The sequence below is a fragment of the Candidatus Margulisiibacteriota bacterium genome, from assembly GCA_028706105.1.
In the GTDB taxonomy this organism is placed as follows: Bacteria; Margulisbacteria; Riflemargulisbacteria; order GWF2-35-9; family DYQY01; genus DYQY01.
On sequence record JAQWCF010000076.1, the window covers coordinates 1 to 8,225 of the forward strand.

At 36.1% G+C, this 8,225-nt stretch carries 9 protein-coding genes; 4 read left to right on the forward strand and 5 right to left on the reverse strand.

Features of this window, described 5'->3' with window-relative positions; translation table 11 throughout:
* The first annotated feature begins 242 nt into the window (after positions 1-242).
* Both thiC and thiL read left to right on the forward strand, forming a co-directional pair.
* Entirely contained in the window at positions 243-1,463 is a 1,221-nt protein-coding gene (thiC, locus tag PHF25_07695; protein MDD4527899.1) for a phosphomethylpyrimidine synthase ThiC, read from the forward strand.
* A 159-nt stretch (positions 1,464-1,622) separates the two neighbouring features.
* Entirely contained in the window at positions 1,623-2,594 is a 972-nt protein-coding gene (thiL, locus tag PHF25_07700) for a thiamine-phosphate kinase (protein MDD4527900.1), read from the forward strand.
* A 227-nt stretch (positions 2,595-2,821) separates the two neighbouring features.
* On the opposite strand, the gene argJ is transcribed toward thiL, so the two are convergent.
* The 3 genes from argJ to PHF25_07715 are packed head-to-tail and all read right to left on the reverse strand — an operon-like array spanning position 2,822 to position 5,686.
* Entirely contained in the window at positions 2,822-3,988 is a 1,167-nt protein-coding gene (gene argJ / locus PHF25_07705; protein ID MDD4527901.1) for a bifunctional glutamate N-acetyltransferase/amino-acid acetyltransferase ArgJ, read from the reverse strand.
* Positions 3,966-4,478 (reverse strand): hypothetical protein, encoded by a 513-nt coding sequence (locus PHF25_07710; protein MDD4527902.1) that lies wholly within the window; start codon positions 4,476-4,478, stop codon positions 3,966-3,968. Before PHF25_07710 ends, argJ begins: the two co-directional genes overlap by 23 nt.
* Positions 4,475-5,686, reverse strand: a complete 1,212-nt coding sequence (locus PHF25_07715) for an aconitase family protein (protein ID MDD4527903.1) — start codon at positions 5,684-5,686, stop codon at positions 4,475-4,477. Before PHF25_07715 ends, PHF25_07710 begins: the two co-directional genes overlap by 4 nt.
* Positions 5,687-5,731: 45 nt before the next feature.
* On the opposite strand from PHF25_07715, the gene PHF25_07720 reads away from it, so the two are divergent.
* Positions 5,732-6,517, forward strand: a complete 786-nt coding sequence (locus PHF25_07720; protein MDD4527904.1) for a patatin-like phospholipase family protein — start codon at positions 5,732-5,734, stop codon at positions 6,515-6,517.
* Here the strand turns inward: PHF25_07720 and PHF25_07725 are convergent.
* Both PHF25_07725 and PHF25_07730 read right to left on the reverse strand, forming a co-directional pair.
* Positions 6,510-7,121, reverse strand: a complete 612-nt coding sequence (locus tag PHF25_07725) for an ATP-binding protein (protein MDD4527905.1) — start codon at positions 7,119-7,121, stop codon at positions 6,510-6,512. The genes PHF25_07720 and PHF25_07725 overlap by 8 nt on opposite strands.
* 79 nt (positions 7,122-7,200) lie before the next feature.
* Positions 7,201-7,374 carry a hypothetical protein gene (locus PHF25_07730; protein ID MDD4527906.1) on the reverse strand — a complete coding sequence of 58 codons (174 nt, stop codon included), beginning with the start codon at positions 7,372-7,374 and terminating at the stop codon, positions 7,201-7,203.
* A gap of 147 nt (positions 7,375-7,521) precedes the next feature.
* Here PHF25_07730 and PHF25_07735 point away from each other — a divergent pair, with 147 nt between their 5' ends.
* A complete protein-coding gene (locus tag PHF25_07735) occupies positions 7,522-7,887 on the forward strand; it encodes a DUF559 domain-containing protein (GenBank protein MDD4527907.1) in 366 nt (121 codons plus the stop codon).
* Positions 7,888-8,225: the final 338 nt, after the last annotated feature.

Consider the following 8,225-nt stretch of genomic DNA (forward strand, 5'->3'; position numbering starts at 1 on the left):
TCAGCTATTTCCGATAGATAAACTTACTCTATGTTGTTATAATGTGATTATGAAAACGGATACAAAAGAAAAAGAAAAAATAAAGAAAAAATAAAGAAAAAAGTTGCAGAGATTTTTAAAGAGTATAAAAAAGTCTTTGAGAATCTTAGCAAGTAAATGCATTTTATTGTTTCAATAAAAATTTAGAATCCTTCCCTTTTCAAGGGAAGGTGCCCGGAAAGGGCGGAAGGGTAATTATCACAATGATAGATAGCAAAATAATAGCAGAGAATGTGTATCAAGAACTTGCCAAGCAGGAAGGTGTTTCCGTACAAACTATAAAAGATTTAGTAACATCGGGAACAGGAGTTGTTCTAGGCAACCCAAAACATACTAAAGTAAAGCCAGTTGCTGTAGGGAAGGGATTGAGAGTCAAGATTAACGCTAATATTGGTGTTTCTCCAGCTACTTCTAGCGTGGAAGAAGAACTAGCCAAGGTTAAGCTTTGTGAAGAAACGGGAGTTCATTGCCTTATGGACCTTTCCCTGGGCAAAGATATTCGTCAGTTAAGAAAAGATATAATTAATAGTACTTATATTCCTGTAGGTACCGTTCCTTTATATGGATTATTTTTTGAAAAGCCTGAGCATCCAGAAGATATGATTGAAAGGTTTTTAGAAATTCTTGAAGAAAGTGGCCAAGATGGTGTTGATTTCGTTGTAATACATGCAGGGATATTAAAAAGTCATATTGAATTAACCAAATCTCGATTAATACCAGTAACTAGTCGTGGTGGTTCTTTACTAATGAAGTGGATGAAGAAATGGAATAAAGAGAATTTTTTGTATGAAAATTTTAATCAGATTCTGGCTATTTGTAAAAAATATAATATGACCATTTCCTTGGGAGACGGTATGCGCCCAGCAACAATCATTGATGAAACTGACGAGGCACAATTAGAAGAGATGCGTATTTTAGGTGACCTAGTTTTAAGATGCAGAAAAGCTGGCGTGCAATGTATGGTTGAGGGACCAGGTCATATTCCGTTTCATCGAATAAAATTGAACATTGATTTGCAAAAGGAATATTGTCATGGCGCTCCTTTTTATGTTCTTGGTCCATTGGTAACAGATGTAGCTCCAGGTTATGACCATATAACTTCTGCAATTGGTGCAACCATGGCAGCTTATAGTGGTGCTGACTTTTTATGTTATGTCACACCTTCTGAACACTTAGCCTTACCTGACTTAAAAGACGTTAGAGACGGTATTATGGCTTACAAAATAGCTGCACATGCAGCAGACCTTACTCGTGGCAAGGATTTAGATTGGGACAGGCAGATGTCCAAGGCCAGAGCAGAAGTTGATTGGAAAAAGCAACGAGAGCTAGCTATGGACACTCAGAAATTTGACGAGTATTTTAGTAGAAGAAAACAAAATTACGAAACTTGTACAATGTGTGGTGAATTCTGTGCATTAAAATAAATTTTTTCTGTCATTCTCGCGGCTTGTCAGGGCGTAGTAAGCCTAACTTGTGCGCCTTTGGCGTAGGCTTACGAAGACTGAAGGTGGGAATCCAGAGTTTTTTAGTAATAAATGGATCCCGTATCAAGTACGGGATGACACGGAAGTGAAAGGTGAGAAGTGAACGAGATAGAACTTATTGATTATTTAACAGAAGGCTTCCCCATAAGGCACAACAATGTCGTCAAAGGTATCGGCGACGATTGCTCTGTATGGAAAGAAAACGACGAGTATCGTGTTTTTACTACTGATTCCATGGTAGAAGGTGATCATTTTCTGAAAGACTGGTTTACTTCTGAAGAGATAGGCATGCGAGCAGTGGAAACAAACCTCAGTGATGTTGCTTCAATGGGTGCTATCCCCACCTTTTTGTATATTTCCTTGATCGTAGATGACAGAACGTCGCCAGAATGGCTCAAAGGATTGTACAAAGGTATTAGGTCAAAATGTGAAGAACACAGGTTAACTCTGATGGGTGGCAATATAACTCATGGTAAAACCTTATCAATTACGATTGGAGTTCAAGGTGATTGTAAGACTATTCCTGTTTATCGAAATGGCGCTAGAAACGGCGATTTAGTTGTTGTTACCGGAACAATAGGTGATGCTTGCGTTGCTAGAATGGTGTTGAACAAAAAGAAGCAAATCTCCGAAGCACTTAAGGAGAGGTTGGGTCATCCTCGAGCAAGAATAAAAGAAGCAGTGGTAATCGCTAAATTTGCTTCAGCTATGATTGATATTAGTGACGGAATAGCCTCTGAGGCTAGACATATAGCAACTCAAAGTAATCTTGGCGTAGAAATAGATGCAGAAAGCATCCCAACAAGGATGCAGGTAAAAGAACTAGCCTCGATTGCCGGAATAGATGTTTTAGAAGCACAGCTACGAGGAGGAGAAGATTATGAATTAATGTTTACTATTTCTCCTGACAACTTTGATGAACTAAAGAAAGAGTATTATTTGCATTCATTGATTGGGCTAACCCCAATAGGCAAAATGATTTCCAAGAAAAAATACCTGTATTTAAAGAACAAGGTAGAGCATGAACTTCCCAAAGGCTTTGACCATTTTTCAAGTAATATAAACTTGTAACCTCACCAGCGGAAGTTGTAAGTGTTTTTTAATAAAGATTAGTGCCGTTACCCTAGGAATTAGGCTGAGTAATAATAAGTTTAGCAGATAAGTCTCTCTGCCAGGAGAGACAGCTACATATTCAATAAGTTTAACGACATTAGTTAATTTAGCTAGTGAGGCGATGGAGAGGGTCGCAGCAAGTTTATTTTCTTAGAAGTTTTTGGTGCTTTCTGCGGGGAGAGACTTTAATTATAATCAGCGTTAATATCTACATAGTCATGTGACAAATCTGAGGTCCATCCAGTTACGCAAGAATTTCCTAAATGTAGATCCAAGGTGATGTTTATTTCCTTATTCTTCATGTATTTATCCAGCACCTGCTTTTCTTGGTTGGTGATGGAACCATTCTCGTATAATAAGTATTCGCCTAGCCACAAAGTAGTTTTGTCTGGGTCAATATTGGAGTTAATTTTACCAGCAGAACTCAGTATTCTTCCAAAGTTAGGATTTTCGCCAAAGATAGCTGTTTTTACTAATGGAGAATTAGCGATTGCATAGAAAATGTTTTTTGCTTCTTGTTCATTGGAAGCATTGTTTATCTTGATTGTAATAAATTTCGTCGCACCTTCTCCATCCCTTATTATTAGTTTGGCAAGTTCGACAGAGACTTCTTGGATAGCATCTTTGAAAATAGCTAAGTTGCTATTGTTTATTTTTACTCCAGCATTACTGGCTAGAAGCAAACAAGTGTCATTAGTTGAGGAGTCGCTATCTACTGTAATGGCGTTAAAAGAAGAGTTAACTGCGTAATTGAGGGTTTCTTGTAAGGTTTTGGCATCAACGGTTGCATCTGTCATAATAAAAGCTAGCATAGTTGCCATATTGGGCTGAATCATTCCACTTCCTTTAGTTACGCCTAAGACGTTTATTTTTTGACCGTCCACCAGCACTGTTTTGGAGGCGATTTTTTCAAAAGTATCAGTGGTCATAATTGCTTTAATAAAATCATCTACATTTTCAGACAATTCAGCAACTAGTTTATTCATCCCATTTTTTATTGGTGTAATTGGCAAGGGCCTACCGATTATGCCAGTTGAAAGATTAAGTGACGAATTTTCGTTAAGCTTCAGTTCAGAGTTTAGTGAATCAAGCACAGTATTAATGTTTTTTAATCCTTCTGCCCCAGTTAAACAGTTAGCATTGCCACTATTAACTATGACAGCATTTAGTTTGTTACTGTTTTTATTGAGGATTTGTTTAGCTGAGGATATTGTAGGAGAGGCAAATTTGTTTTTGGTGAATACTCCCACACAAGTTGCTCCTTTTTCACAATAAATTAGTCCTAAGTCTTTCTTTTCTTTTTTAATGCCACAATGAATGCCAGCAAATTTAAATCCTTTTATTGTTTTCATTTTTTATTCCTTTTCTAAGTTGATTTAACATTCCACCATCTAAGTATAATTGGTAAAAATATTTTTTAATAGGCTGGAATTTAATACCAACTTTCTTGGTAATATTCCTGATGTATGCTTGATTTATATCAATAATTATCTCATCGTTACTATCAATATAATCAATGTTTGCTTCTATGCAAATTAATCCAACATTAAAAGCGTTTTTGTAAAAAGGAAAGAAAAACGATTTGGCTATTATAGCCTTAATACCACTGTGCTTTAAGACACTTGCAGGTAACTCTTTGAAGGAGCCATATCCGAAGTTTTCTGTTCCAATCAATATTTTTTGGTTAAACGTTTCTTCAACAAAATTGGGAATTATTGCCATGAAAGGTTCGATATTCCTAGGTTCATGATAAGAAGAGGTTATGGTATTCGGAACAATATCTCTGGCAGAGATTACTTTATCTATCTTAAAAGCTAATCCTTCAATATTTTCAACACTCATAGGAACTCCTTTAGCGAGGTAAGCTTTCCAGAAATAGCTGTAGCGATTGCTGTTTTTACTGAGCCGGTGTAAACATTTGCTTTGCTTTTCCCCGTGGACATAGACAAACTGGCGATTCCGCTGGAAAGAACGTTTTCATTTTTTAAGACAACTACACCATTGGTGCTTTGACAAATACCCGTAGAAGGATTTAAGAGGGTGCAGCCAGATTCAATTATTTGGGTTAGGTATCCTTTTTGTGTGACAGCTTTGAGTACATCATTACAGGCAGGCGTCACAAAACAGGGAATTGCTACTTTTTTACCTTTCAAGATTTTTGCCAGAAATTCAAAATCTTCAATTGTGCCGCCAATAGTGTTGCCAATAAACACTTTGTGCATTTTGATGCTTTCCAGATCGGAGACACTGTACACCTCATGTTTTAGCTTAACCATCGGCTCAAGCTTAGATACGTCGAAACGAAGTTCTTTGTAGTATTTCGCCTCTGCGTCCGGTTTTATTGTTTTTGTATTGTTACGGTTAAAGATAACTGGTGGAAACAAAAAGTTTTCAGCGTTTATTGTGTAGTGGTGAAACGATAAGGTATGAAGTTCATTTTGAGTTAAGGTTGCTAAATGCGTGCCAGAAAATTCAACAGCAAAATTTTTTAGATTTAGTGCTTCCATTTCTTGTTTTAAGAATAAAGCCACGTCTTTAGCGTTAGTTTGAGGCAGGAGTTTACCGATTAGATTGATGTTAACTAGCCTTGGCACTAGGTAATCTATGTTTCCAGTTAAAATTGTTTTGATAATGTCGCTACTACCACAACTAATACTTAAGGTGTTTAGTGGTGAAAAAAAGTTAATAGTTGAGTCACTTCCCACTACAACATTTCCAGGTTTTATTTTGTTCATATTTAATAGATTATGGTGCCAGTGTCCTTGCAACTCGCCCATGACAATAAATTGATGTTTTTGGGCATCATTAATTATTTTCATTTGGATTTCTGGATAGTTTTTTTGTTGTTGATAATGAAAATAAGTTAGCCCAAGGTAAACGGGACATTTTGGGTAAGATAAATGAAAATCGTCCATGGCTTTTAGGATAGGAACAGCGCTGTTGTCGGCAATAAAAATATGGTCTACTTTTATTGGAATAACATCTCCTGGTTGGAAATCAGTTTTTTCTGTGTGGTTAAGAAGTATTTTTTCCAGTATAGAACCTTTCATGCCATTAATTATATCACGGCTTCAGAATAGTGGTATAATTGACGCATGTTCTTTTTTTCAAAAAAATCAAAAAAAATTGGAATAGCCTTTGGTGGTGGTGGAGTAAGAGGTATCGCACACTTAGGCATTATTCAGGTCTTGCTGGAAGAAAAGGTTGATGTTTTTTGCGCCTCTGGTACAAGCATTGGTGCTTTAGCTGGAGCTTTTTTTGCAGCTGGTAGACCAGTCGAAGAGATGCTAGCCATAGTAAATAGTTTAGGCATGAAAGATTTTATGGCAATAGACCTTCATTTCCAAGGCTTATCCAGTAGCGAAAAGACGGTTGGCAAAATGATCAAAAAATACATTAAACATGATTCTTTTAGTGGATTAAAGATGCCTTTTTCTGTTGTTACTACAGATATTTGTGCAGGCAAATCTGTAACTATAAAAAAAGGTAGTCTGTCTAAAAGTGTTTCGATGAGCGCTAATTTCCCCACATTATTTTCACCCATTGAACATGAGGGTAGTTTTTATATTGATGGAGGTGTTTTTGTAAATGTTCCGACAAAACAAGTTAGGGAGTTAGGTGCTGGTGTTGTTATTGGTATCGACCTTAATCCTTGCGAGAATTTTTCTTGTGTTAAAAAGAATGCGTTAGACATTGCTAATCGTTCTGTTGATTTGTTAATCGGCGCTCAAGAGATAAAGAATGCGGATTTAATCGTAAGGCCGATTAAGCAATATCATTCCTTAATCGATTTGAGGAACAAGAAAGCCTTAATAGAAATGGGTAAAAAATGTGCGAGGGAAGAAATAATCCCTTTTTTAAGGAAAAAGAAACTTATTTAGCCAATCTGTAGGCTGTATTTCTGCCTTGTCCGAATTTATCTATTATTCCTTTGGTTAGTAGCTCTGTTAGCTCTAAGTGTGCTGTTTTATGAGAGACATCACCTTTTGTTCTGTATATTTTGTTAGTTATGGCGAGCTCTATTTTGAGGAATTCGATAGCATCCTTTTGTCGTGCATTAAAGTTGTCGTTCATTGGCGCAGTAGCCCCAGCACCACCAATACCATAAAGGTCTTCTTTTCTAAGTTTTTCTACATCTTTGTCTTTTCTAAGATAGTATTTATTCTTATAAGAGTATGGTTTAGACCTGCCATCGGGAACTTTAATATAGATAATATTTTTTCCGCTTCTGATGACATTTTCCACTTCAATATTGCTATGTGGCTCTATTTTCTGAAGAGCAGTTTCAATAAAACTAATCGAAACATTACTTCCAATCAGGTGATCATTCTTATCATCTATTCCGACAATAATGCGCCCACCTTTGTTGTTGAGGAAAGCTATTACGTATTTTAGAATAGTTTCAACAGAGTCAACCGAAGTTAAGAATTCTGTAAACTCGTCTTCACCAGTTCGTAGGCAATCAATAATGTTTTTCCAACTCATAATGATTTAAAAATAACATAAAATAGATAGAAATACAAATACGTCACTTAAAAGAGTTTATGTTTAGGTGCTGATTAAGTTACAGTTGGATAGAAAGTACTTCGTTTTTGTTATAGGAAACCATTTCCTCAGTGGTTATGTAGTCGGTGATGATTTGTCCGCAGGTTTCACATACAAAGCATTTTTCTGGGTATTGCGTATGGTGAAAAATCCCAAGAAATTTTGCCTTCTTATGTTTACATCTAATTTCCATAACCCCAAATCCCCCTCATGCTGATTTCATAAATACTTGTACCTCAAATGAACAATAGTTAAACATTCATTGTAATTGGTGTAATTTGTTTCTCCTGGTCTCTACTAAATTTATAATTCGGGAAAGAAGCGCTATAATTAATTTATTATGGTTCAATTATCTAAATTAGCGAAAAAACTTAGAGTTAATAAAACAAAAGCAGAAACAATTCTTTGGGAAAGATTAAGAGCCAATAAATTAGGAGTAAAGATTAAAAGACAGGTCCCAATATCTATTAATGTGGAAGGTGTAAACAAACTATATATTGCAGATTTTTGTAGTAAAAGTAGAAAAGTTGTTATTGAAGTGGATGGAGAGTATCATCAGCTGATTAAAGAACAAGATAATTTAAGAGATGAGTTGTTTGAGAAGAATGGATATCTTGTAATAAGATTCACAAACAAGCAGGTTTATGAAAGTATTGATGATGTTCTCAGTAGTATTCTCAACATGTTAAATAAAGACATCAACTAAACTCTCTCCAAATTTGCAAAATTAGGAGAGAGTGGCTGCACAGTACTAGTCAGGACAAGTTTGTCAATTCAGCCGAGAGAGGCGGATTTGGTTGTTAAATAAAGACATCAACTAAACTCTCTCCAAATTTGCAAAATTAGGAGAGAGTGGCTGCACCGTACTAGTCAGGACAAGTTTGTCAATTCAGCCGAGAGAGGCGGATTTGGTTGTTAAATAAAGACATCAACTAAACTCTCTCCAAATTTGCAAAATTAGGAGAGAGTGGCTGCACAGTACTAGTCAGGATAAGTCTGCCAATTCAGCCGAGAGAGGCGGATTTGGTTGTTAAATAAAGACAT